The 22,183-nt window shown below is 71.5% G+C and carries 21 protein-coding genes, 1 tRNA gene and 1 other RNA gene; 15 read left to right on the top strand and 8 right to left on the bottom strand.

Annotation, left to right across the window (positions count from 1 at the left end):
- Window positions 1-87: 87 nt before the first annotated feature.
- The 8 genes from ACH54P_RS23180 to ACH54P_RS23145 all read left to right on the top strand — a co-directional run bounded on the left by ACH54P_RS23180 (window position 88) and on the right by ACH54P_RS23145 (window position 6,041).
- A complete protein-coding gene (locus ACH54P_RS23180; protein ID WP_489916025.1) occupies window positions 88-672 on the top strand; it encodes a TetR/AcrR family transcriptional regulator C-terminal domain-containing protein in 585 nt (194 codons plus the stop codon).
- 78 nt (window positions 673-750) lie between these two features.
- Window positions 751-827 (top strand) — tRNA-Met (locus tag ACH54P_RS23175).
- A gap of 380 nt (window positions 828-1,207) precedes the next feature.
- Window positions 1,208-1,708 carry a PadR family transcriptional regulator gene (locus ACH54P_RS23170; RefSeq protein ID WP_489916023.1) on the top strand — a complete coding sequence of 167 codons (501 nt, stop codon included), beginning with the start codon at window positions 1,208-1,210 and terminating at the stop codon, window positions 1,706-1,708.
- Between the two features lie 63 nt (window positions 1,709-1,771).
- Entirely contained in the window at window positions 1,772-2,872 is a 1,101-nt protein-coding gene (gene prfB / locus ACH54P_RS23165) for a peptide chain release factor 2 (RefSeq protein WP_489916021.1), read from the top strand.
- Window positions 2,873-2,986: 114 nt separating this feature from the next.
- Window positions 2,987-3,676: a cell division ATP-binding protein FtsE gene (gene ftsE / locus ACH54P_RS23160; protein ID WP_364277016.1), complete on the top strand. Its 690-nt coding sequence runs from the start codon at window positions 2,987-2,989 to the stop codon at window positions 3,674-3,676.
- Window positions 3,677-3,722: 46 nt separating this feature from the next.
- A complete protein-coding gene (gene ftsX / locus ACH54P_RS23155) occupies window positions 3,723-4,616 on the top strand; it encodes a permease-like cell division protein FtsX (RefSeq protein WP_489916018.1) in 894 nt (297 codons plus the stop codon).
- 46 nt (window positions 4,617-4,662) lie between these two features.
- On the top strand, window positions 4,663-5,145 hold the full coding sequence (gene smpB, locus ACH54P_RS23150) for an SsrA-binding protein SmpB (RefSeq protein ID WP_043776590.1): 483 nt from the start codon (window positions 4,663-4,665) through the stop codon (window positions 5,143-5,145).
- Entirely contained in the window at window positions 5,142-6,041 is a 900-nt protein-coding gene (locus ACH54P_RS23145; RefSeq protein ID WP_489916016.1) for an amidohydrolase family protein, read from the top strand. Before smpB ends, ACH54P_RS23145 begins: the two co-directional genes overlap by 4 nt.
- Here the strand turns inward: ACH54P_RS23145 and ACH54P_RS23140 are convergent.
- The 5 genes from ACH54P_RS23140 to ACH54P_RS23120 form a co-directional block, all read right to left on the bottom strand.
- Window positions 6,031-7,365: an acyltransferase family protein gene (locus ACH54P_RS23140; protein ID WP_489916014.1), complete on the bottom strand. Its 1,335-nt coding sequence runs from the start codon at window positions 7,363-7,365 to the stop codon at window positions 6,031-6,033. The genes ACH54P_RS23145 and ACH54P_RS23140 overlap by 11 nt on opposite strands.
- A gap of 93 nt (window positions 7,366-7,458) precedes the next feature.
- Entirely contained in the window at window positions 7,459-7,683 is a 225-nt protein-coding gene (locus ACH54P_RS23135) for a DUF8847 domain-containing protein (protein WP_489916012.1), read from the bottom strand.
- 174 nt (window positions 7,684-7,857) lie between these two features.
- Window positions 7,858-8,499 (bottom strand): response regulator transcription factor, encoded by a 642-nt coding sequence (locus ACH54P_RS23130; RefSeq protein WP_489916010.1) that lies wholly within the window; start codon window positions 8,497-8,499, stop codon window positions 7,858-7,860.
- Between the two features lie 39 nt (window positions 8,500-8,538).
- The gene (locus ACH54P_RS23125) at window positions 8,539-9,669 is read right to left on the bottom strand and encodes a sensor histidine kinase (RefSeq protein ID WP_489916008.1); all 1,131 of its coding nucleotides are present in this window, start codon (window positions 9,667-9,669) and stop codon (window positions 8,539-8,541) included.
- Window positions 9,666-10,340, bottom strand: a complete 675-nt coding sequence (locus ACH54P_RS23120) for a sensor domain-containing protein (RefSeq protein ID WP_489916006.1) — start codon at window positions 10,338-10,340, stop codon at window positions 9,666-9,668. The genes ACH54P_RS23125 and ACH54P_RS23120 overlap by 4 nt, the downstream gene beginning before the upstream one ends.
- 151 nt (window positions 10,341-10,491) lie before the next feature.
- Here ACH54P_RS23120 and ssrA point away from each other — a divergent pair.
- Together ssrA and ACH54P_RS23110 are read left to right on the top strand one after the other, a co-directional pair.
- Window positions 10,492-10,860, top strand: a transfer-messenger RNA (tmRNA) gene (ssrA, locus tag ACH54P_RS23115).
- A 661-nt stretch (window positions 10,861-11,521) separates the two neighbouring features.
- Complete coding sequence (locus ACH54P_RS23110; RefSeq protein ID WP_489916004.1) at window positions 11,522-11,737, top strand: hypothetical protein; 216 nt, start codon at window positions 11,522-11,524, stop codon at window positions 11,735-11,737.
- A 3-nt stretch (window positions 11,738-11,740) separates the two neighbouring features.
- Here the strand turns inward: ACH54P_RS23110 and ACH54P_RS23105 are convergent, their stop codons facing one another.
- The 3 genes from ACH54P_RS23105 to ACH54P_RS23095 all read right to left on the bottom strand — a co-directional run bounded on the left by ACH54P_RS23105 (window position 11,741) and on the right by ACH54P_RS23095 (window position 15,256).
- Complete coding sequence (locus ACH54P_RS23105) at window positions 11,741-12,979, bottom strand: GGDEF domain-containing protein (protein WP_489916586.1); 1,239 nt, start codon at window positions 12,977-12,979, stop codon at window positions 11,741-11,743.
- A 139-nt stretch (window positions 12,980-13,118) separates the two neighbouring features.
- The gene (locus ACH54P_RS23100) at window positions 13,119-14,345 is read right to left on the bottom strand and encodes an MFS transporter (protein WP_489916002.1); all 1,227 of its coding nucleotides are present in this window, start codon (window positions 14,343-14,345) and stop codon (window positions 13,119-13,121) included.
- Between the two features lie 128 nt (window positions 14,346-14,473).
- Window positions 14,474-15,256 (bottom strand): IclR family transcriptional regulator, encoded by a 783-nt coding sequence (locus tag ACH54P_RS23095; RefSeq protein ID WP_489916000.1) that lies wholly within the window; start codon window positions 15,254-15,256, stop codon window positions 14,474-14,476.
- An 82-nt stretch (window positions 15,257-15,338) separates the two neighbouring features.
- Between ACH54P_RS23095 and hutH the strand changes: the two genes are divergently transcribed.
- Genes hutH through hutI form a run of 5 tightly spaced genes read left to right on the top strand, consistent with a single transcriptional unit; the run spans window position 15,339 to window position 22,129 of the window.
- A complete protein-coding gene (gene hutH, locus ACH54P_RS23090) occupies window positions 15,339-16,865 on the top strand; it encodes a histidine ammonia-lyase (protein WP_489915998.1) in 1,527 nt (508 codons plus the stop codon).
- Window positions 16,865-18,517: a urocanate hydratase gene (gene hutU / locus ACH54P_RS23085; protein ID WP_489915996.1), complete on the top strand. Its 1,653-nt coding sequence runs from the start codon at window positions 16,865-16,867 to the stop codon at window positions 18,515-18,517. Before hutH ends, hutU begins: the two co-directional genes overlap by 1 nt.
- A complete protein-coding gene (locus ACH54P_RS23080; protein ID WP_489915994.1) occupies window positions 18,514-19,710 on the top strand; it encodes an allantoate amidohydrolase in 1,197 nt (398 codons plus the stop codon). Before hutU ends, ACH54P_RS23080 begins: the two co-directional genes overlap by 4 nt.
- Entirely contained in the window at window positions 19,707-20,996 is a 1,290-nt protein-coding gene (locus ACH54P_RS23075) for a formimidoylglutamate deiminase (RefSeq protein ID WP_489915992.1), read from the top strand. The genes ACH54P_RS23080 and ACH54P_RS23075 overlap by 4 nt, the downstream gene beginning before the upstream one ends.
- Window positions 20,984-22,129, top strand: a complete 1,146-nt coding sequence (hutI, locus tag ACH54P_RS23070; protein ID WP_489915990.1) for an imidazolonepropionase — start codon at window positions 20,984-20,986, stop codon at window positions 22,127-22,129. Before ACH54P_RS23075 ends, hutI begins: the two co-directional genes overlap by 13 nt.
- Window positions 22,130-22,183 lie beyond the last annotated feature (54 nt).

The raw sequence follows: 22,183 nt of genomic DNA, 5'->3' as shown, positions 1-22,183 counted from the left end.
TCCTTAACAACGTTAAATTGACCTGTTCCGAGGATGCCCTTAACATCGTTAAATTGTCAAGCCGGTACCGCGAGGAGAATCCAGAAAATGGCCCTGACCAGGCAGGACATCGCTCGATCCGGGCTGAAGCTGCTCAACGAAGCCGGGCTCAACGGCCTGACGCTCCGGCTGATCGCCGCCGACCTCGGGGTCAAGGCGCCGGCGCTCTACTGGCACATGAAGAACAAGCAGGAGCTGCTCGACGAAATGGCGACGCAGATGTACGCCGATTCGGCCGAGGACCGGCGGCCGCCGGAGTCGCTGGGGGAGTGGGACGCCGTCGCGTACGGCGCGCGGGCCCTCCGGCGGATGATGCTGGCCTACCGCGACGGCGGGAAGGTTTTCGCTGGTACGTACCTCGCCGACACGAGCCTGGTCGGCGAACACCCCCTGCGCCGCAGCATCGAAGCCGGGCTGGACGAAGCGCGGGCGAGCCGGGCGACGTTCACCGTCTACTGCTTCGTCGTCGGCTACGTCATCGAGGAGCAGGCTGTCCGGCCCATGCCGGGCGAGTTCGACGAGCGCTACCGCGAGTCGGCGGGTGAGGCGGTCCTGGGTGACGCCGACGCCCGGTTCGAGGACGGCCTGTCCATGGTCCTCAGTGGAGCCCGTCAGTGGCTCGGAGCGGGGTAACGCCTGGTCAGCGGGTTTCGGGACCCCCCTGTAAACGCCTTGAACGCACCGTGTAATCTTTCTCAAGTACCACAACGGCGCGGGGTGGAGCAGCTCGGTAGCTCGCTGGGCTCATAACCCAGAGGTCGCAGGTTCAAATCCTGTCCCCGCTACCACGAAGAGGCGCGTTCTCGGAAATCCGGGAACGCGCCTCTTTTGTCATGTTCGCGCAAGTTTCGCAGCCGACTTTTCCGCGAAACCGTCGAATGGCTGCGGATCCCACGATGTGAACCCCGTTGTCGGGTGGTTGCGGTGCGTGTCCGGGGTCCGCCAAGCCGGGGAGCGCCGCCCGCCGAACTCACCTGGGTGGTGGTTGCTTGGGCGGCTCGCGTGCGGCTGGTTGGACCAAAGCGTGGCCAGGGTGGTTGCACAGCGTGTCCGCGGTCCACAGTGGACCTGGTCGCATTGGGCCGAACGAGGGGATCTCACTAGCCACAATGGACAGATCTGCTGACCACTGTGGACACAGACGCCGATAAGTGGGAATGTAGGGGACGTGTCCGAATTGAATGCAACAGCCGCCGCCCTGCTCGGTCTGCTCCACGACGGTCCCGCCACCGGCGGGCAGCTCGTCGCGGGAGCCGGTGAGCGTTTCGGCGCCTTCTTCAGCGTCACCCGCAGCCAGGTGTACCGGGAGCTCCCGGCGCTGTCCAAGGAAGGCCTCGTCCGGCTCGGCAAGCAGGGCCCGCGCTCCAGCCAGCAGTACCTGATCACCGCCGCCGGCAAGAAGGCCTTCAAGGCCTGGCTGACGTCCGAGGCCGGCCCCGACCACCTGCGCAGCCCGCTCATCCTGCGGCTCGTGCACGCGGGGTCGCTGACCGCGAAGCAGCGCCAGTCGCTGCTCGAGTCGGCCCGGGCCAGCTACAGCCAGCAGCTCGACGACGCGAAGGCGGCCACCAAGGCGGCCGACGGGCCGTACGAGAAGGCCGTCGCCGAGTTCGCCCAGGCTCAGGCCAAGGCCGCGCTCAAGCTGCTCGACGCCATCCCCGCGGCCTGAGGTTCGCGCGCCCACGACCGGTCCTCGCAACCGGTCGTGGGTTTTGCCGTAACCTTGACAAACGTGAGTGATGAGTTCGACGCGGCACTGAAGGACCTGACCGGCAAGCTGACGCAGATCGAGTCGGTGATGGACCTCGACGCGTTGCGCGCCCAGGTGGCCGACCTGGAGCAGCAGGCTTCGAGCCCCAACCTCTGGGACGACCCGGAGGCGGCGCAGAAGGTCACCAGCCAGCTGTCCCACCGCCAGAGCGAGCTGCGCCGGGTCTCCGACCTGCGCCAGCGGCTCGACAACCTGGCCGTGCTCTACGAGCTCGCCGAGGCCGAGGGCGACGCCGCCAGCATGGGCGAGGCCGAAGCCGAGCTCACCGCGCTCGGCAAGGACGTCGACGGCCTCGAGGTCCGCACCCTGCTCTCGGGCGAGTACGACGACCGCAACGCCGTCGTCACGATCCGTTCCGAGGCCGGTGGCGTCGACGCGGCCGACTTCGCCGAGATGCTGCTCCGCATGTACCTGCGCTGGGCGGAGCGCCACGGCTACCCGACCGACGTCTACGACATCTCCTACGCCGAAGAGGCGGGCATCAAGTCGGCGACGTTCAAGGTCACCGCGCCCTACGTCTACGGCACCCTCTCGGTCGAGCAGGGCACCCACCGGCTCGTCCGGATCTCGCCGTTCGACAACCAGAGCCGCCGCCAGACGTCGTTCGCGCACGTCGAGGTGCTGCCCGAGGTCGAAGAGGTCGACCACGTCGACATCGCGGAGAAGGACATCCGCGTCGACGTCTACCGCTCGTCCGGCCCCGGCGGCCAGAGCGTCAACACGACCGACTCCGCGGTGCGCATCACCCACCTGCCGACCGGCATCGTCGTCTCCTGCCAGAACGAGAAGTCGCAGCTGCAGAACAAGGCGGCGGCGCTGAAGGTCCTCCAGGCCCGGCTGATGCTGCGCAAGAAGGAGGAGGAGCGCGCCGAGATGGACGCGCTCAAGGACGGCGGCTCGAGCTGGGGCAACCAGATGCGCTCCTACGTGCTGCACCCGTACCAGATGGTCAAGGACCTCCGCACCGAGTTCGAGGTCGGCAATCCGTCGGCGGTGCTCGACGGCGAGATCGACGGTTTCCTCGACGCCGGCATCCGCTGGCGGAAGCAGACCGGGGCGTAATCCCGACGCGGCGGGTGTTCGCACGACCGCTCACCGTGCGCGAATGCCCGCTGCTCCACCCGGGTGGCCCGGGCAACCGGGGCTTCACGAGACCGGTGGGTAGTATGCCGAATCGTGATCCGGCTCGAAGAGGTTTCCAAGGTCTACAAGACCTCGACGCGGCCCGCGCTCGAGCGGGTGTCCGTCGACATCGAAAAGGGTGAGTTCGTCTTCCTCATCGGTCCCTCGGGATCGGGGAAGTCGACCTTCCTCCGGCTCTTGCTGCGCGAAGAGGTGCCGAGCAAGGGCCGCGTGATGGTGTCCAACTTCGACGTCGCCAAGCTGGCCCGCCGCCGGGTCCCCCGCCTGCGGCAGACCATCGGCTGCGTCTTCCAGGACTTCCGTCTGCTGGCCAACAAGACCGTCGCGGAGAACGTCGCGTTCGCCCTCGAGGTCATCGGCAAGCCCGGCCCGACCATCAAGAAGGTCGTCCCCGAGGTGCTGGAGCTCGTCGGCCTCGACGGCAAGGCGGACCGGCTGCCCAACGAGCTCTCCGGTGGTGAGCAGCAGCGCGTCGCGATCGCGCGCGCGTTCGTGAACCGGCCGCTGGTGCTGCTCGCCGACGAGCCGACCGGGAACCTGGACCCCGACACCAGCCAGGACATCATGCTGCTGCTGGAGCGGATCAACCGCACCGGCACGACCGTCCTGATGGCGACCCACGATCACTCCATCGTGGACTCCATGCGGCGCCGAGTCGTCGAGCTGCAGCTCGGCCGGGTGATCCGCGACGACGCCCGCGGCGTCTACGGCATCGGTCGCTGACCTCCCCGCCCTTCAACGACCCCGACCCCAAGGACCTGCACCCGACATGCGCGCCAGTTTCGTCTTCAGTGAGGTAATCACCGGCCTGCGCCGGAACGTCACGATGACCATCGCGATGATGCTGACCACGGCCGTGTCGCTCGCCATGCTCGGCGGCGGCCTCCTCGCCGTGCGGACGATCGACAAGATGAAGGCCAACTTCCTCGCCGACGTCGAGGTTTCGGTCTACCTCACCGACGACATCAGCGCGACGGACAAGAACTGCACGCAGTCGCTGTGCAAGTCCCTGTGGACGTCGCTGCAGAGCAACGACGGCGTCGAGTCGGTCGTCTTCGAGAACCGCGACCAGGCGTTCGACCGCTTCAAGAAGATCTTCGAGAGCCAGCCGGAGCTGATCGCGCTCACCGGTCCCGAGTCGCTGCCCGCGTCGCTGCACGTGAAGCTGAAGGACCCGGACCGCAGTGACGCGATCGTCCAGGAGTACGGCGCCAAGCCGGGCGTGCGGAAGGTCGACGACCAGAAGAAGTTCCTCGACCGCGTGTTCAACGCCTTCAACGGCGTCCGGAACATGGCCTTCGGCGCCGCGCTCATCATGGCCATCGCCGCGCTGCTCCTGATCGCCAACACGATCCAGGTGTCCGCGTTCACCCGCCGCACCGAGGTCGGCATCATGCGGCTGGTCGGCGCGACACGGTGGTACACGCAGCTGCCGTTCCTCCTGGAGGCGGTGGTCGCCGGCGCGGTCGGTGCGGTGCTGGGGATCATCATGCTGATCATCACCAAGGCCGGCTTCCTCGACTCGGTGTTCACCGGGGACGTGTTCCCGAAGATCACCATGCTGGAGCTGCTGTTCCCGGTGGCGCCGATCCTGCTCGGGGTGTCCGTGGTGATCTCCGCCATCACCGGTTACGTCACGCTGCGGCTGTACGTCCGGCACTAGGTTTAACCGGCTGCTTGCGGCCCTGGATATCACGTAGAGTGGTCGTATGCCCAAGGAACGTGGCCAGAAGGTGATCGTGTCGAACCGCAAGGCGCGGCACGATTACTCCATCCTCGACACCTACGAGTGCGGTCTCGTGCTCGTCGGCACCGAGGTCAAGAGCCTGCGCGAGGGCAAGGCGTCCCTGGCGGACGCGTTCGCGACCGTCGACGACGGTGAGGTCTGGCTGCGCAACGTGCACATCCCGGAGTACACGCAGGGCACGTGGACCAACCACATGCCCCGGCGGACCCGGAAGCTGCTGCTGCACCGGCGGGAGATCGAGAAGCTCATCGGCAAGACCAAGGAGAGCGGGCTCTCGCTGGTGCCGCTGTCGATGTACTTCAAGGACGGCAAGGTCAAGGTCGAGATCGCCCTGGCCCAGGGCAAGAAGGCCTACGACAAGCGGCAGACGCTGGCCAAGCGCGACGCGGAGCGGGACATCAGGAAGGCCATGGGCCGCGCGCTGAAGGGCCGGTTCACGGAGTGACGGCGGGCCCGGCGGATGACGGTGACGTTGCTCGGTGGACGGCGTCGCTGGGCCTGCCGGGCCTGGTCGACCTGCACGTCCACTTCCTGCCGAAGCCGGTGATGGACAAGGTCTGGGCGTACTTCGACCAGGCCTCGACGCACTACGGCACCGCCTGGCCGGTCCACTACCGCACGTCCGAAGAGGAACGGCTGGACACGCTGCGCTCGCTCGGCGTCCTCAAGTTCGCGCCGCTGGTCTACCCGCACAAGCCGGGGATGGCGCAGTGGCTGACGGACTGGGCGCTGGAGTTCGCCGGGCGCGTCCCGGACGCGGTGCCGACGGGGACGTTCTACCCCGAGGCCGGCGCCGGGTCCGCTGTGGACGGTGCGCTGCGCGCCGGTGCCCGGGTGTTCAAGGCGCACGTGCAGGTGGGCGCGTACGACCCGCGCGACGAGCACCTGACCCCGGTGTGGGGTGCGCTGGCCGACGCGGGCGTCCCGGTCGTCGTCCACTGTGGACACGGTCCGTTGCGGGGCGACTTCACCGGGTTGTCGGTCTTCGGCGAGGTGCTGGCGCGCCACCCGAAGCTGACGGCGGTGCTCGCGCACGCCGCGATGCCGGAGTTCGGGGCCGCGTTCGACCTCATGGCGAAGTACCCGCGGGTGCACCTGGACACGACGATGGTGGGGGTGCCGTTCGCCGAGGCGATGTCGCCGCTGCCGCCGGACTGGACCGCGCGGCTGGCCGGCTTCGCCGACCGCGTCGTGCTCGGCACGGACTTCCCGAACATCCCGTATTCGTACGCGACGCAGCTGCAGGCGATCGCCGGCTGGGCGGCAGCCGACGATCGCCTGGGGGAGCCGTTCCTGCGGGCGGTCCTGCACGACACCCCGCTGCGCCTGCTCAACGCTTGAGCGCGGCCTGTTCCGAAACCGCCACCGCGCGGCCCAGCAGCCGGGTGCCGAGGTCGGTCACCGGGATGTGCTTGCCCGCCAGGAGGAACCCGGCCGTCGCGAGGACCACCCACGGCACCGGGCCGTGCGCGATGCCGTCCGACAGCGGGGCGAAGCCGTGCGCGGCCAGGCCGAGCAGGCCGCCGGAGACGAGCAGCCCGGCCACGACCAGCTGCGGCACCTTCGCCGTCGCCTCGACGCTGTCGCGCTGCATCTCGAAGTGCGCGAACAGCCGCAGCAGGCCCAGCAGCACCAGCCCGCACACGGCGAACCACGCGGGCGCCATGACCAGCCAGAACAGCGTGCCCGGCGCCGGGGTCTCGTAGCCGAGGCCGTAGACCGTCACGCCCGCCACCACGATCAGCGCCGGCATGTGCCAGAGGTAGACGCTCATGAACCGGGCGCCCAGCCAGGTCAGGGCGTGGCCGATGCCGGGGCGTTCGGCGAGCGCGTTGAGCTGGGGGCGGAAGGCGAGCAGCAGGCCGATCTGGCCGACGGCGAGGAACGCGAGGAGCACGGTCGGCGGGCTCATGTTCGACACCGGCGCGCCCGGCATGCCGATCATGCCGGCCGGGTACGGGCCGAACGCGACCATCAGCGCGGTGGTGCCGAACCCGGCCGCCGACAGCGTCAGCGCGGCGCGGCGGGTCAGCGCTCCCAGGCGGCCTTCGACGTAGTGGAAGCCGAGCTGGTGCACCGCGACCCAGACGAACACGGCGTTGGCGTACCCGACGTAGCCGATGTCGTTGAAGCGGGCGACGTCGACGAGGACGCCGGCCACCGCCAGCACCAGCGGCACCTTCAGCCCCCAGCGCCGGTGCGCCGCGACCATCAGCGGCGTGAGCAGCACGACCAGCACGTACACGGCGAGGAACCACAGCAGCTGAGCGGCGATCGCGCTCGCGACCTGGAGCGGTTGCGGGGGCACGCCCAGCCCGCGCAGGAAGTCCGGCATGACCAGCCAGACGGCCATCAGCGGCAGGACCGGCACCATCAGGCGCCGGATCCGCGCGGCGAGCCACTGGCGGGGTGACCCGGCGCGGCTCAGCGAGATCAGGTTGGCCGCGCCCCCGGCGAAGAACACCAGCGGCATCACCTGCGACAGCCAGGTGACGACCCACCAGCCCGGCGTCGCGAGGGCGTTGCCGGTGGCGAGGTGCCCGTCGGAGTAGGACAGCACCGGCATGACCCAGTGCTGGGCGATGACGGCGAGGATGGCCCCCGCCCGGACGACGTCGAGAAACCTGTCCCGGCCGCCGCGCGCGACCCCCTGGCTTGTCAGCATGCGTCGAGCTTGGTCGCTTCGACCTGCGAAAACAGCGGTGCTGACCGCCCTTTTCCGCCTCCGGCAAACCCCCACCCCGACCGGGGGTTGTCCCTACCTGAGCCCGTCCGGCTCAGGTTCGTGCTGCGTCGCGGCGACGCGGTACTCCCACCCGCTCTCGGTGAGACCGAGCTCGTACCGCGTCTCGATCTTCGGGCCGCCGTGCAGGTGGATGTGCCGGATGACGGCCCCCGGCACCGGCTCGGTGTCGCCGAGCTCCTGCACCCGGCCGTCGAGCGGGCCGCCGAAGAAGCGAACGCAGCGCGTCTCGTCGGTCATCTGCGCGCTCCTCTCCGGGGGGTCCGCTCATCGTAGGTGAGCGGTGTGGGGGGTGCCGCCCGCGGAACGGGTGACCGTATGTCCACTTTACGGGACTTTTGGTCACCGTCTGTTCGCTCGGCGTCGGAGCAGGTGGCGGCTGGGCCGGCCGGATCGCCGTGGGACGGTGGTGGCTCAGCGGCCGAGGTAGGTGAGGACGGCTCGGACGCGGCGGTGTTCCTCCGCGCTCGCCTCCAGCCCGAGCTTCGAGAAGATGTTGCCGATGTGCTTCTCGACCGCGCCGTGCGAGACGACGAGCGAATTCGCGATCGCGGTGTTCGACAGGCCCTGCGCCATCAGGCCGAGGACCTCGGACTCGCGGGCCGTCAGCGCGTCGAGCGGGTTGCGGCGGCCGCGGGCCATCAGCTGGGCGATGACGTCCGGGTCGATCGCCGTGCCGCCGTTCGCCACCCGGCGGACCGCGTCCAGGAAGTCCGCGACGTCCGCCACGCGCTCCTTCAGCAGGTAGCCGACCCCGCCGGCACCCCCGGAAAGCAGCTCCACCGCGTACGACTCCTCGACGTACTGCGAGAGCACCAGCACCGGCAGCCCCGGCACCTCCTTGCGCGCCGCCAGTGCCGCGCGCAGGCCCTCGTCGGTGAACGTCGGCGGCATCCGGACGTCGACGATCGCCAGGTCAGGACGGTGTTCGGTGATCGCGCCGAGCAGATCGTCCCCGTTGTCGACGGCCGCGACCGTCTCGATGCCCTCGTCGGCGAGCAGGCGGGTCACCCCGGCCCGCAGCAGCACGGCGTCCTCGGCGATGACTACCCGCATCCGGCCCCCAGGTTCTCAGACGAACGGGGTCCAGCCTATTCACCACTGGCAGGGGAGGTCAGCCCGGATGACCGTCGGCCCGCCCACCGGGCTGACCACCGTGATGACGCCGTCGATCGTCGCCGCGCGGTCCGCCAGGCCGGCCAGTCCGCCGCCGGGCCGCACCTCGGCGCCGCCGTGACCGTTGTCGGTGATCTCGACGACGACGTGCTCGTCGGTCCGCCACACCTTCACGCCCGCTTCGGTCGCTCCGGAGTGCTTCGCGATGTTCGTCAGCGTCTCGCCGACGATGAAGTACGCCGTCGTCTCCACCGCCGCCGGCGGCCGCGGGTCGACGTCCACCTGCACGTCGACCGGGATCGGCGACTTCGCCGCCTGCGCCGACAGCGCCGCGTCCAGCCCCCGGTCCCCGAGCACCGCCGGGTAGATGCCACGCGCCAGGTCCCGCAGCTCCGACACGGCGAGCTTGGCGTCCGAGTGCGCTTCGTCGATCAGCTCCCGCACGGCCGCCGGGTCCTGGTCGAACTTCGCCTTCGCCCGTCCGAGGCTCATCGCGACCGCCACCAGCCGCTGCTGCGCGCCGTCGTGCAGGTCACGCTCGATGCGCCGCCGTTCGGCCTCCGCCGCGTCCACCCCCCGTGCCCGCGAGGCCTGCAACCGCTCGGCCTTCTGCTCCAGCCGCTTCGTCCGGTTCGGACCCAGCAGCGCGACCCCCAGCTCGCCGTGCAACCAGCCCAGCCACGGCGTCACCCAGACCGCCATCGGCAGCAGCACGATCGACGCCAGCGCGACCGCCAGCTCCACGCACGCCAGCGGGAACGCCGCCATCAGGTAGGCCAGGTCCCGCCACGTCGTCGGGTCGCTCAGCCGCACCAGCCACCGCCGCAGCAGGGGCAGGCCCTCCTGCGAGCGCCGCTCCACCGGCGGCAGCGGCACGCGGAGCATCATGCCCAGCCAAGCCCGCTCGCGGTCGCCCGACCAGCGGACGAAACTCGTCGTCGCCAGCAGGATCGGGAACCCGACCCACACCGCCGCCGTCGCGACCCCCACCGCGATGCCCGTCACGATCAGCACGAACTGCAGGATCCGGAACACGAAGCTCACGATCATGTACACGATCGTGCGAGCCGGGTGCGGCCGCGGGTGCTCCAGCTGCTGCCCCTCGGTCATCCCGCCACCAGGTTCTTCTCTTCCGCGTCTTCCCACCAGCGCTCCATCCGACGGCGCTGGGCCACGGTCGTGCCCAGCAACGCGCCCGCCACCCGGGCGTGCAGCCCCGCCAGCGCCTTCGTCAGCGCCACCGACAACGCGATGAACAACACCCCCAGCGCCGCCCACGGTAGCGCTTCGACGGTCGAGTCCACGGTCAGCCACCGCACGTCCTCCGCCGGGAAGTAGTACGCGCTGTCCGGCAGCCACCGGAAGTAGATCGGCAGCCCGGCCAGCGCGAGACTCGTCGACCAGAACGCCGTCACCAGCACGAACTCGACCAGGCCCAGCGGGAAGAGGAGGAAGAAGTACGCCAGGTCCCGCCACGTCGACGGGTCCTTCAGCCGCGCCTTCCACCGGTCCTTCTGCCCACCGGCCGGCAGCGGCAGGTACGGCAGATCGATGTACCGGTCCAGCAGCGCGTAGACCCGCGCCCGTTCCATCCGTGCCCCGCCGCGCACGGCCAGCACGAGGAGCCCGAGCAGACCCACGCCCACCCAGACCACCGCGGTCCCCAGCCCAGCCGCCGTGAACGACGTCAGGAACCCGAACGCCAGCACCCCCAGCGGCAGGTTCATCAGCAGGAACACCACCGAACCACCGAACGGCGGATCCCGCCTCTCGCTCACCATGACCGGCTCCCTTCTGCCTCCTCAAGGATCGCCTCCCGGCAGGGCGGCCGACATGGTGCGCGCGGGCATCCCCGCGGTAGGGCTGGCCCTACCCGCCTGGAGCAAAGCAGTGGCGGGACGCGTTATGATGGACAGGTTGTGTTCCCACCAAGGGGGTGAACGGTTTCGACTTTGGACGTTGATTCAGGAGAAGCGTGCCGGTGCAGGCGAGAGACCACCGTTAAGCGTCATCGCAACCAAATAAGCGCCGACTCCAGTCAGCGCGAGTACGCCCTCGCCGCCTGAGCGAGTGCGTCTCTGTCGGCCCGGGTTCGCCTCCGGCCCGGGTACCGGCATCAGCTAGGAGGCTCAGCGACTGTCCCGGCCACGGGGAACAGTCGTGAAGCAAACAGTGGCTGGGCTCGTCACCTCGGCTTGTTCGCGTGACCGAGGGGGCCAAGCAGAGACGTAGCGGACTGCGCACGGAGAAGCCCTGTTGATACGCCAGAGGACCCGGGTTCAATTCCCGGCACCTCCACTTCGAGAAGGCCCACGCCCCTTCGGGGCTGGGCCTTCTCTTCGTTCTCGGGTGTTTTTCTGGGGGTCGAACCCCCAGACCCCCGCCAGGCGGGCTTCGCCCCCTGGACCCCCTCCCGGGGGCTTCGCCCCCGGACCCTGTTTTTGCCCTCAGGGGCTTCGCCCCGTCGGGCCTTCTACTGTCGGGGCTCCGCCCCGGACCCCGTTTGGGCTTCGCCCCCCCCGGCGGCTTCGCTCCGGAACCCGCCTTGGGGTTTGCCGCGGAGCCCGCGCCGGGATTCGCCCGGCGGGATTCGCCAGAAACCTGCCCGGGAGCTCCGCCGCCCTGGACCTCAGCCCGGCGGGCGTTGCCGCGGAGCCCGGCCTGTGGGCCTTGGCCCGGAACCGCCGGGAGCTTCCGGCCGGAAGGCTGCCGTGGGCGGGTTCCGGACCTCGTCCAGCGGCTTCACCTCCACCCCCAGCCGGGTTTTGCCTCTGCTCTTCTTCCCCCGACGTCCTCGTCGGGCGTCGAGATGGGTTACCGGAATGGGGGGTGTACTGGGGGTTGTTTTTTTGGGGTTCTTGTGGGTGGTGGGGGGCACTTTTGGGTGAGGGGGTGGGGGGTGTCATGCTGGGTGTCTTCGATGGTCCCTGGCACCGGCTGGGGCCCGGAAGTAGGTGGCCAGATGACTTGGGCCCGGCAAAGTGGCAGCTCTCTCGCCAATGATGAAGACAGCCGGATGGGGGTTATCCGGGCTGAGGAGGCCGTGCGGCTCGCCGAGCAGAATGATCGGGCCGTGATCACCGTGGCTGGGCACTCTTCGGATGTGACCGAGTGCACCGAACTGCTGGCCATGCTCGGGCTGGATGCCGGGCGGCGGCAGCGGGCCCGGGCTGTCTGAGCCTCACACCAGATCCGCCACGTGGACGACCTTGTTCCGGCCCGTGGCTTTCGCGTGGTAGAGCGCGGTGTCCGCCGCGTCCAGCAGGCGCTGGAGCGAGGCGCCTGCTGTCGGGTAGACCGCGATGCCGATCGAGACCGACAGACCGGTTATCTGCAGCTGACCCGCCGGCACCGTCAGGGCGCTGATCGCGTGACGGATGCGCTCCGCCACCGCGCCGATGTCCGGCTGGGCGATCCCCGGTAGCAGCACGACGAACTCCTCGCCGCCGAAGCGGCCGACCGCGTCGCCGCGGCCTCGGACCGCCGCGATGATCGCCTGCGCCACCGCGCGCAACACCGCGTCGCCCGCCAGGTGGCCGTACGTGTCGTTCACCTGCTTGAAGTGGTCCAGATCCAGCATCAACAGGCCGAACGTCGTCCGCTGGCGAGCCGCGGCCGCCAGCGTTCGCTCCGCCAGGGCGTGCCAGCCGCTCGTGTTGTACAACCCCGTCTTCTCGTCGCGGTGCGCCGCCACCTCCAGCTGCTTCACCAGCACCGTCCGGTGCAGGAGCAGCAGCGGCGGGAGAACCAGCACGGCCAGACCGGGCAACGTCGCCAGGGCCAGGGCGTTCAACGCCCCCAGGCAGAGCGTCGCCAGCTCGAGGCCGTTGTCCGACCACGTCCCGAACAGCGCCGCCGGGGTGTGGCCGACTTCGCGGCGGGCCGGGAGCACCAGGACGGCGTTGACCACGAAGAACGTCAGGCCCGCGGCGGCCACCGTGAACGTTCCGGCCCAGCTGTGGGCCGCCGCCGAGCGGATGTCGGCCAGCCCCGCCAGGCGGAGGACCGATTGGGCGGCGTAGCAGGAGAGCAGGATGATCGCCGCGTTGCTGGCCGTCCGGGACGCGGGGACACGCTGCAAGCGGTACCAGCTGCGGACCGCCAGGTGCACGTACAGGCCGATGACCAGCACCGCCAGCAGGAGCGGGGGCAGGAGCAGGACGCCGGCGAACGTCCAGACCGACGTCATGTTGATGTGCGGTGTGCCCGACACCCGGCGGCGGATGCGCTCCACCCGGCGGCCCGTTTCCGACTGGACCACGCCCAGGACCAGCAGCGCCGCCAGGATCAGCAGCGTGCGGCGGTCCACCGCGACCGGCGACGGGCGCAGGGTCAGCACCACCGCCACGGCCTCGCTCACCAGGCAGTAGACGATCACCCGCGGGCCCTGCCGCCACAGCGCCCAGCGCCGCGGTGCCACGAGGACGTCACGAAACCGGGGTACAGAGCGCGGGATGCCGCCGCCGGTCCGCATACTCATGGTGTCCGGCCGGTGACGGAGCCGGTTCGGCTCGAGGTCGTGAAGGGAGGCGCGCCATGTGCGGACGCGACAACTGAGGTCATCGTTCCTCCAGCCCGACCCGGCTGACCCGGCGCCACGCCCTCGCGATCGGCACGGCCACCGCGGCACCCGCCGCCCCGGCCACCGCGATGGTGTGGGCCGGGCTCAGCACGTCGGCCAGCACGCCCGCCGCGGCGGCGCCGACCCCCTGGACAGTGATCAGGCCCGCCGAATTCACCCCGGCGCACTGCGCGCGGTGCTCGTCCGGCACCCGCCGCATGAACGACACCGTGCCCTGGATGTTGTAGCCGGTCGCCAGCAGCCCCGACGCCGCCAGCAGCACCACCGCCGGCACCAGCCCCGGCCGGACCACGAACACCACCAGCGGCAGCCCGGCCGCGATCCCGAGCCACCCCAGCCCGCGGACCTGCGCGTGTTCCGGGATCCACTTGCCGAACACGACGCCGCCGAGCACGCTGCCCGCCGGGTCCGCGGCCATGAGCAGCCCCACCAGCGTCGCGCCCGCTCCGATCCCGGCCGCGTACGGCGCGGCCAGGGCCTCCGGCACGACGTAGAACCCGGCCAGCCAGTTGAGCGCCACCAGCGTCCGCAGCGCCGGGTCCCGCCAGATCAGCCGCAGCCCCGCGGTCGTCGACGACAGCCAGGCGGCCCGGACCGCCTGCGCGACCGCTGCCCGTCGCCGGACGCCCGAGACCAGCAGCAACGCCGAGAGCAGGAACGTGACCGCGTCCAGGGCCAGTGCCGCGGACGGCGCGAGCGCGGCGATCAGCAGGCCGCCACCGGCGAACCCGGCCAGCTGCGCGGCCTGGATCGTCACGTTCCGCAGGGCCATCCCGACCAGGTACCGCTCGCCTTCGAGGACCGACGGCAGCAGCGCCTGCTGCGCCGCCTTGAACGGCCCGCCCAGCGCCGTCAGCACCGCGACCAGCACGCACAGCGCCCACAGCGGGACACCGGGGATCGCGATGACCGCGACCAGCGCGGCCCGCGCCAGGTCGGCCGCGATCATCACGTCCCGCCGCGGCCACCGGTCACCCGCGCCGGCCAGCAGCACGCCGCCGAACAGCGACGGCACGTACGTCAGGGCGTAGGTGAGTCCGGTCAGGGCGGCGGAGGACGTCCGTTGGTAGACGAGGACGGCGAGCGCGACCCTGGCGAGCTGGTCACCGCAGATGGACAGCAGCTCGGCGGCCCACATGGCCCGGAATTCGGCGACGGCGAGCACCGCGCCGAAGCCCACCTTCGTCACCCGTGCGTCGTCCATCCGCCGGCGCCTTCCCCTCGCGCCCCCACATCGCCGGTGCCCCTCGAAACCGCTGTTCAGTCACGGTAATCACCCACCGAAGTGGAATCGAGCCGTTCGGTGACAGTTGCCCCGATCGCACCAGCGCATCAGCCCGGGTGGCCGCCGATCCGGCTGGTCAGCTCGGCGGCCGTCGCTGCGACCTCCGCCGCCAGTTCCGGCCAGGTCTCCTCGCACGGCTCCGCGGCGCAGTGGTGGCGCAGCGTCACGCTGATGGCCGCCATCGGGCGGGCGCCGTGGTCGAAGACCGGGCAGGCCACCGACGCGAAGCCGTCCGTGACGTGGCCGTCTTCGACCGACCAGCCGAGCCGGCGTTCGGCGGTGAGCGTGCGGCGCAGTTCGGCCAGCGTGCCCGGGCCGCGCCCGGTGCGGAGGACGAACGCCGACGCCGACGGGAACAACGCGCGGACGTGCGGCGCCGGCAGGTGGCGCAGGATGGCCCGGCCGGACGCGGTGAGCTGGGCGGGCAGCCGGACGCCGACCTCCGTCACCAGGGTCTCCGGGCGCGCCGGGCGTTCCTTGATCAGGTACAGGGATTCGTTGCCGTGCAGGACGCCCAGGTGCGCGGTGTGCCCGGCGCGGTCGACGAGCTTGCGCAGCAGCGGCCCGGCCAGCCGTTCGAGGGGGTCGTGGCGCAGGTAGGCCGAGCCCAGCTCGAAGGCGGCGATGCCCAGGCCGTAGCGGCGTTCCGCGGGCAGGTGGACGACGAAACCGGCTGCTTCCAGCTCGTTGAGCAGGTGGTAGGTCGTCGAGCGGGGGAGACCCGCCTCGCGGGCGATCGCGGCCGCCGTCACCGGGCCCGGGCGCGTCGCCAGCAGCCGCAGCACCGCGAGGCCGCGGCGCAGCGCCGGGACTTCGCTGCTCTCGCCCATGTCCCGAGCCTAGTCTGGGATACCAGACACAACCACTCGTTGAGGCATCCCACCAGCGGTTCCGAAGGGGTGCAATGGGCCCATGCCGGAAAAAGTGCTCCTGGGCCCCGAACCACTGACCGCCGCCCAGGTCGTCGACGTCGTCCGCGGCCACGCGCCGGTCGGGCTGGGCGACGCGGCCGAGAAGAACCTCGCCGCGACCCGCCAGCACATCGAGAACCTCGCCCACGCCGTCACGCCGACCTACGGCGTCTCGACCGGCTTCGGGGCGCTCGCGACCCGCCACATCCCGGTGGAGAGCCGGACCGCGCTGCAGCGCAGCCTGATCCGCTCGCACGCCGCCGGCGCCGGCCCCGCCGTCGAGGCCGAGGTCGTCCGCGCGCTGATGCTGCTGCGGCTGCGGACCCTCGCCAGCGGCTACACCGGCGTCCGGCCGGGCACCGCGCAAACGCTTGCGGCCCTGCTCAACGCCGACATCACGCCGATCGTCCACGAGTACGGCTCGCTCGGCTGCTCCGGCGACCTCGCGCCGCTGGCCGCCGTCGCGCTCGCGCTCATGGGTGAAGGCGAAGTGCTCCACGCCGGTGAAGTCAAGCCCGCCGCGGAGGCGTTGAAATACGCCGGCATCGAGCCGGTCGTCCTGGCCGAGAAGGAGGGCCTCGCCCTCACCAACGGCACCGACGGCATGCTCGGCATGCTCCTGCTCGCCGCCGCCGACCTGCACCGGCTCTTCGACATCGCGGACCTCACGGCCGCGATGAGCGTCGAGGCCCTGCTCGGCACGGACCGCGCGTTCGCCGCCGACCTCCAGGCCCTGCGCCCGCACCCCGGCCAGGCGACGTCCGCCGCGCGGATGTGGCAGGCGCTGCAGGGCTCGAAGATCGTCGAGAGCCACCGCGGCCCGGACTGCAACCGCGTCCAGGACGCCTATTCGCTGCGTTGCGCGCCGCAGGTCCACGGCGCCGCGCGCGACAGCCTCGCGCACGCCGAGCTCGTCGGCGAGCGCGAGCTGATGTCCGCTGTGGACAATCCGGTCGTCCTCGCCGACGGCCGCGTCGAGTCCAACGGCAACTTCCACGGCGCGCCCGTCGCCTACGTGCTGGACTTCCTGGCCATCCCGGTCGCCGACGTCGCCAGCATCGCCGAGCGCCGCACCGACCGGATGCTCGACAAGGCGCGCTCGCACGGCCTGCCGCCGTTCCTCGCCGACGACCCCGGCGTCGACTCCGGCCACATGATCGCCCAGTACACGCAGGCCGCCGTGGTCAGCGAGCTCAAGCGGCTCGCCGTGCCCGCGTCCGTCGACTCCATCCCGAGCAGCGCCATGCAGGAGGACCACGTCTCCATGGGCTGGTCGGCCGCGCGCAAGCTGCGCAAGGCCGTCGACGGCCTGACCACCGTCCTGGCGATCGAGCTGCTGACGGCGGCCCGCGCGCTGGACTTCCGCGCGCCGCTCGAGCCGTCGCCGGTCACCGGCCGCGTCCGGGGCCTGCTCCGCGCGAAGGTCGCGGGCCCCGGCCCCGACCGGCACCTGGCGCCCGAAATCGCCGCTGCCGAAGAACTCGTCCGCTCCGGCGCCGTCCTCGACGCCGCCCGTCTGGAGGTCTGATGTCCCGCGTCGTCCGTGCCGCCCGCGGCACCCAGCTCACCGCCAAGTCGTGGCAGACCGAAGCCGCGCTGCGGATGTTCCACAACAACCTCGACCCCGACGTCGCCGAGCGCCCGGAGGACCTGGTCGTCTACGGCGGCACCGGCAAGGCCGCCCGCAACTGGGCCAGCTTCGACGCGATCACCCGCGAACTGACCACTTTGGACGTCGACGAGACGCTGCTCGTCCAGTCCGGCAAGCCGGTCGGCGTGTTCCGCACGCACGAGTGGGCGCCGCGCGTGCTCATCGCGAACTCGAACCTGGTCGGCGACTGGGCGACCTGGCCGGAGTTCCGCCGCCTGGAGCAGCAGGGCCTGACCATGTACGGGCAGATGACCGCGGGCTCGTGGATCTACATCGGCACCCAGGGCATCCTGCAGGGCACGTACGAGACGTTCGCCGCGGTGGCGAAGAAGAAGTTCGGCGGCTCCCTGAAGGGGACGCTCACCGTGACCGCCGGCCTCGGTGGCATGGGCGGCGCGCAGCCGCTCGCTGTGACCATGAACGACGGCGTCGCGCTGGTCATCGAGTGCGACCCGCAGCGCGCGCACCGCCGCGTCGAGACCCGCTACCTCGACGAGGTGGCCGACGACCTCGACGACGCGATCGCCCGCGTGACGAAGGCCAAGCAGGAGAAGCGCCCGCTGTCGGTCGGCGTCGTCGGCAACGCCGCCGAGGTGCTGCCGGAGCTGCTGCGCCGCGGCGTCGAGGTCGACATCGTCACCGACCAGACGTCGGCGCACGACCCGCTTTCGTACCTGCCCAAGGGGGTCGACGTCGCCGACTGGCACGACTACGCGGCGAAGAAGCCCGACGAGTTCACCGACCGCTCGCGCGAGTCGATGGCCGACCACGTCGAGGCCATGCTCGGCTTCCTCGATCGCGGTGCCGAAGTCTTCGACTACGGCAACTCGCTGCGCGGCGAAGCCAAGCTCGGCGGCTGTGAGCGCGCGTTCGACTTCCCCGGCTTCGTGCCCGCCTACATCCGGCCGCTGTTCTGCGAGGGCAACGGCCCGTTCCGCTGGGCCGCGCTGTCGGGCGACCCCGAGGACATCGCGGCCACCGACCGCGCGATGCTGGAGCTGTTCCCGGAGAACGAATCCCTCGCCCGCTGGATCAAGCTGGCCGGGGAGCGCGTGGCGTTCCAGGGCCTGCCCGCCCGGATCTGCTGGCTCGGCTACGGCGAGCGCCACCTGGCCGGCCTGCGGTTCAACGAGATGGTCGCCAGCGGCGAGCTGAAGGCGCCGGTCGTCATCGGCCGCGACCACCTCGACTCCGGCAGCGTCGCCTCGCCGTACCGCGAGACCGAGGGCATGGCCGACGGCTCCGACGCGATCGCCGACTGGCCGCTGCTCAACGCGCTGGTCAACACGTCCTCCGGGGCGAGCTGGGTGTCGATCCACCACGGCGGCGGCGTCGGCATGGGCCGGTCCATCCACGCCGGCCAGGTCAGTGTCGCGGACGGGACGCCGCTGGCGGCGCAGAAGCTGGAGCGGGTGCTCACCAACGACCCGGGCATGGGCGTCATCCGGCACGTCGACGCCGGGTACGACCGCGCCGCCGACGTCGCCGACGAGCGGGGCGTGCGCGTGCCGATGCGGGAGGGCGAGTGAGCGCATCCGGGCTGCTGGACGAGATCGGCGACGTCGGGCGCGACCCGAAACGCGGCGGCTATTCGCGGCACGCGTTCGACGTGCCCGAGCAGGAGCTGCGCGCGTGGTTCGGCGAGCGCGCGCTCGGCCTCGGGCTGGACATCGACACCGACCCCAACGGCAACATCTGGGCCTGGTGGGGGCCGCCGGGCCCGGACGCCGTCGTCACCGGCAGCCACCTCGACTCGGTACCCGGCGGCGGCGCCTTCGACGGCCCGCTCGGCGTCGCGAGCGCCCTGGCCGCGGTGGAGACCCTGCGGGAGCGGGGTTTCCGGCCGGCCAAGCCGTTCGCCGTCGTCGTGTTCGCCGAGGAGGAGGGCGGCCGGTTCGGCGTCCCGTGCCTCGGCTCGCGGCTGCTCACCGGCACGATCGACGCGGACAAGGCGCGCGGGCTGCGTGACGCCGACGGCGTGACGTTCGCCGAGGCGGCCGCGAAGGCGGGCTTCGACCCGGCGCTGGTGGGACCCGACCCCGGCCGGCTCGGGCGGATCGGGCGGTTCCTCGAACTGCACGTCGAACAGGGACGTGGGTTGATCGACCTCGGCTCGCCGGTGGCCGTCGGCAGCACGGTGATCGCGCACGGGCGGTGGCGGTTCTCCTTCACCGGCCAGGGCAACCACGCCGGCGCGACGCTCATCGAGGACCGCGCCGACCCGATGCTCCCCGCCGCGCGGACGGTGACCGCGGCCCGCCGGATCGCGAAGGCGCGGCGGGACGCGAGGGCGACGGTCGGCCGGCTCGTGCCGACGCCGGGCGGCACCAACGTCATCGCGTCCACTGTGGACCTGTGGCTCGACGCGCGGGTGCCGGGGGACGGGACGCGGGCGCTGGTCGACGACATCGCCGACGCCGCGCGCAAGGCCGCAAAGGAGGAGGGCTGCCGGGTCGAGATCACCCGCGAGTCCTACTCCGGCGACGTGGTGTTCGACGACGCCCTGCGCCGCGACCTCGGCGGCTGGCTCGGCGGGGTGCCGGAGCTGCCGACCGGCGCCGGCCACGACGCGGCGATCCTCGCCGGGTTCGTCCCGGCCGGGATGCTCTACGTGCGCAACCCGACCGGGATCAGCCACTCGCCGGAGGAGTTCGCCGAGGCCTCGGACGTCGAGGCCGGGGCCGGCGCCCTGGCCACCGTGCTGGAGCAGCTGGCGCGATGACCTTCTGGTGCGAGCGAGCGTGGCTGCCCGGCGGAATCGCGTCCGGGGTGCGGATCGACGTGGCGGACGGCCGGCTCACCGCGGTCACGCCCGGCTCGCCGCGCGCGGGGACGGTTCTCGAGGGCCTCACGCTGCCCGGGTTCGCGAACGGGCATTCGCACGCCTTCCACCGGGCGCTGCGGGGCCGGACGCACCACGAGCGCGGCACCTTCTGGACGTGGCGCGAGCGGATGTACGCGCTCGCGTCCCGGCTCGACCCCGACGCGTACTACCGGCTGGCGCGGGGCGTCTACGCCGAGATGGTGCTGGGCGGCTACACGAGCGTGGGGGAGTTCCACTACCTGCACCACGCTCCCGGCGGAAAGCCGTACGCCGATCCGAACGCGATGGGGGAGGCGCTGCGGCAGGCCGCGGCCGACGCCGGGATCCGGCTGACGCTGCTGGACACGTGCTACCTCGCGGGCGGGATCGGCGTCGAGCCGGACGAGGTGCAGCGGCGGTTCTCCGACGGTTCGGCCTCGGCGTGGGCTTCACGGGTGGCCTCGCTGCGGGAAGGCGAGCTGTTCCGGACCGGCGCGGCGATCCACTCGGTCCGGGCGGTCCCGGCCGCCGAGTTGTCGCTTGTGGACAGTGCGCGGGTCGTGCACGTTCACCTCTCCGAGCAGCGCGCCGAGAACGAGCAGTGCCTGGCCGCGTACGGCTGCACGCCGACGGAGCTGCTGTACGAGCGCGGCGTGCTGACCGACCGGCTCGTCGCCGTGCACGCCACCCACCTGACCCGGCTCGACATCGAACGGCTCGGCGCCGCCCGCGCCCGCGCGTGCTTCTGCCCGACCACCGAACGCGACCTCGGCGACGGCATCGGCCCGGCCCGCGCGCTGCGCGACGCCGGCGTGCGGCTGAGCGTCGGCAGCGACAGCAACGCCGTCGTCGACGCCTTCGAGGAGACCCGCGCCGTGGAGCTCGACGACCGGCTGGCTTCGCAGGAACGCGGCCGGTTCAGTGCCGAAGAACTCCTCGAGGCGGGCACCGATCACGCGGCCGTCGGGTGGCCGGAAGTCGGTTCGCTGGCCGAGGGCGCGGGCGCCGACTTCGTCACCGTCTCGCTGGATTCGGTGCGGACGGCCGGGATCGAGCCGTCGGGCGTCCTGTTCGCGGCCGGCGCGGCCGACGTCCGGCACGTCGTCGTCGCGGGCCGCGAAGTCGTGCGGGACGGCACGCACCTGCTCGTCGAACGACCGGAAACCCTGCTGGCGAAGGAGATCGAGGCACTGTGGCAGTCCTGATCACGGGCATCGGCGAGCTCACCACGAACGACCCTTCGCTGGGGCGGCTGACCGACGCGGCGCTGGTTGTCGACGGGACCGAAATCGCCTGGGCCGGACCCGCGTCGAAGGCGCCGGACGCCGACGAGCGCGTCGACGTCGAGGGCCGCGCGGTGCTGCCCGGCTGGGTCGACAGCCACACGCACCTCGTCTTCGCCGGCGACCGCACCGCCGAGTTCGAGGCGCGGATGGCCGGGAAGCCGTACACCGCGGGCGGGATCGCGACCACCGTCGGCGCGACGCGGGAGGCGTCCGACGAGCAGCTGGCGGCGAACCTGCGTCGCCATGTCGGCGAGGCGGCCCGGCAGGGGACGACGTGCCTGGAGACGAAGACGGGCTACGGGCTGACTGTCGCGGACGAGGCGCGGTCGGCCCGGATCGCCGGCGAGGTGGCCGACGAGGTCACGTTCCTCGGCGCCCACCTGGTGCCACCGGGCGCCGACGCGGAGTCCTATGTGGACCTCGTGTGCGGGGAAATGCTCGACGCCGTCGCGGGAAGCGTGCGCTGGGCGGACGTCTTCTGCGAGACCGGCGCGTTCGACGAGGCGCAGTCGGCGCGCGTGCTGAAGGCCGCCGCCGAGCGCGGCCTCGGCCTGCGGGTGCACGGCAACCAGCTCGGCGAGGGCCCCGGCGTACGGCTGGCGGTGGACCTCGGCGCGGCGAGCGTCGACCACTGCACGTACCTCTCGGAGCCCGACGTCGAGGCGCTCGCCGCGTCGGACACGGTGGCGACGCTGCTGCCCGCGTGCGACCTGTCGACCCGGCAACCACTGGCCCCGGCGCGGCGGCTGCTCGACGCGGGCGCGACCGTCGCGCTGGCCAGCAACGCCAACCCCGGCAGCTCGTACACGACGTCGATGGCCTTCTGCGTCGCGACGGCGGTGCTGCAGATGCGGATGACGATCGAGGAGGCCGTCTGGTCGGCCACGGCGGGCGGCGCGAAGGCGTTGCGCCGCGAGGACGTGGGTGTCCTGCGCCCGGGAGCCCGGGCGGACGTCCACGTCCTCGACGCGCCTTCGGTGACGCACCTGGCCTACCGCCCGGGGGTGCCGCTGACCCGCTCGGTGTGGCGGGCCGGGGTCCGGGTGCGCTAACTTGGTCCGCGAAGGACGCGCGAAGACACAGTCCGGTATGGGTTAGTCCGGGCA

This window comes from Amycolatopsis sp. N2S4-7, assembly GCF_058119595.1.
This window is presented reverse-complemented; position numbering and strand designations above follow the sequence as displayed.